Here is a 2,377-nt window from a genome sequence, read left to right on the forward strand (position 1 = left end):
ACGGCGGGCCCTCGGTGGTCCACCACCCGGGGTCGGGGACGGCCGCGTAGCAGCCCTCGACGGTCGGCTCGGCCTGCCAGTCCCGGTCCAGTAGGGCCAGCGGCGTCCGGGCGGCCGGCCCGAACCAGCCGGCCACCCGGTCGAGGACGGCCGCCCGGCGGGCGGCGGCGGGCAGGGCGGCGTACCGGCGGGCGTCCGGGCCGGTGACGAAGCCGACGAGCACCCCGAGCCCGTCCCGGCCGGCCGAGTCGTCCACCACGTACCGCAGCGGGCCGGTGCCGGCGGTGACCCAGCCGGACAGTCTGGCGTCGGTCCAGAACGGACGGTCGTAGACCAGGTGCAGTTTCACGGTGGCGCCCCGGGTCCGGGGCGGCCCCGCCGGCCGGCTCACCCCCGGCAGGCGCAGCCGGATCCGGGCTGCCGGGCCCGGGGGCACCGCCACGACCACCTGGGCGCAGCGGACGACCAGACCGGGGCCGACGACCCGGACCAGATTCCGGCCCGCGCCGGTGCCGGCCCGGTCGGGGCACAGGTCGGTGACCGGGGTGCCGAGCCGGACCGGTCGGGGCAGCGCCGCCGCCATCCGGTCGGCCAGCGACTGCGCGCCGCCGGTGAACCGGTCCTGCTGGGCGCCGCCGGCGAACGCCGTCAGGTAGTGCGTCCCGCCGCCGGAGGCCAGGTAGAACAGCAGGTGCAGCAGGCCCACCTCGGCCGGGTCGGCGGCGAGCATCTGCCGGACCAGCAGGTCGAGCACCAGCCGGGCGTCCGGGTGGGGGAGGGTCCGGGCGGCCCAGGCCGCGACGGTCAGCCGGTCCCACTCGGCGGCACGCGGGGCGGCGCCGGGATCGGTCGGCGCGACGGTGGCGGCGAGGTCGTCGAGCCGGTCCAGCAGGTCGCCGACGGCGAGGGCGTTGAAGGCCGGCCGGGTACCGTCGGACCGCAGTGGGCCGGCCCCGAGGTCGACCAGGGTCGCCCCGGACGCGGCGGTCGGGGTCAGCGTCAGCCCGAACCGGGTCGCCAGGTCACGCACGCGGGTGTGGCGGGTACCGACGTAGGCGCCGCCGGCGTCCAGGGCCTGCCCGTACCGGTGGTGGCTGGCGGTCCGGCCACCCACCCGGTCGAGCGCCTCGACGACCTGGACCCGCCGGCCGGCCGCCGCCAGGTCGGTGGCGGCGGCCAACCCGGCGAGGCCGGCACCGACCACCACCACGTCCACCGTCGCCGGATCGGCGGCGGACGGCCGGTCGCCGGTCACCGGACCGGCCCCGGGTCGGTACCGGTCGGCCCGGCACCCCGGTACGCCTCGGCGAGCCGGGCCAGGAAGGTGTGCAGCAGATCCTCCTGCGGGGCGAGCGGCCCGGGGCGGTACCCGCCGCCGGAGACGCCCCGCTGCACCGACTCGCAGGCCGCCCAGTCCTGCTGGTTCGTGGTGTGCCAGAAGGACACCGCGTAGCCGGGGTCGGTGCCGGCGTCGACCAGCTCCGCCGCGAACAGCCACTCGCACTCGACCCTCGTCCGGTCCGCCGCGAGCGGGACCAGCCGGTGGGTGACCAGGTGGTCGGGGGTCGCGGTGACGAGGAGGCCCGGCGGCAGCAGGTGGTAGCGGACCTGGCGGACGGCGTCCTCGTCGAGGTCCGGGAACGTCCAGTCCGGGCCGGCGCCGTCGAGGGACATCGTGGCGGCGGAGTTGCGCAGGTCCAGGTGCCCGCCGAGCCAGGCGCCGGTGGCGCGGAAGCTCTCCCCGCCGTCGGTGCGCTGCACCCGGCTCAGCTCCGGATGGGTGCTGGGGCAGTGGTAGCACTCCAGGTAGTTCTCCACGACCAGCTTCCAGTTCGCCGCCACGTCGTACGCCTGCGTGGCGACCACCCGCAGCGTCTCGGGCCGGTACGGCGCGAGCACGGCGTCGAGGTCGCCGACCACCTCGGCCAGCGGCGGCGCGTCGCCGGAGAGGTCGACGAAGAGCCAGCCCCGCCACTGCGCCGAGCGGACCGGCAGCAGGTCCAGGTCCGCGTCCGGCGGCGGGTCGAACCGGGGCGCGTGCCGCAGGCTGCCGTCCAGCCGGTAGACCCAGGCGTGGTAGGCGCACCAGATGGTCGAGCGGCGGACCGTGCAGCCCCGGCCGACCAGTTCGTGGCCCCGGTGCCGGCAGGCGTTGCGGAAGGTCCGCAGGGCGCCGGTGGCGTCGCGGACGGCGAGCACGCCGGCGCCGGCCACGTCCAGCCCGGCCTGCTCGCCCGGCGCGGCGAGCCGGTCGACCCGGCCGAGGCAGACCCAGTCCCGCCGCCAGAACCGCTCCTGCTCCCAGGCGAAGACGCGGTCGCTGGTGTACGCCTCGGCGGGCAGTCCCCGGGCCCGGCCGGGTGGCTGGAGCGTCGCC

At 77.9% G+C, this 2,377-nt stretch carries 2 protein-coding genes; both read right to left on the bottom strand.

Annotated features, from left to right (window positions below):
- Nucleotides 1–1,255, bottom strand: a 1,255-nt coding sequence (locus AWW66_RS31905; protein WP_067374489.1) for a flavin monoamine oxidase family protein, incomplete at its 3' end; no start/stop codon positions are given.
- A complete protein-coding gene (locus AWW66_RS31910) occupies nt 1,252–2,343 on the bottom strand; it encodes an aromatic ring-hydroxylating oxygenase subunit alpha (protein ID WP_067374492.1) in 1,092 nt (363 codons plus the stop codon). The genes AWW66_RS31905 and AWW66_RS31910, both read right to left, overlap by 4 nt.
- Between the last annotated feature and the right edge of the window lie 34 nt (nt 2,344–2,377).

Origin of the sequence: Micromonospora rosaria, from assembly GCF_001567585.1 — a bacterium.
Taxonomy (GTDB): Bacteria; Actinomycetota; Actinomycetes; order Mycobacteriales; family Micromonosporaceae; genus Micromonospora; species Micromonospora rosaria.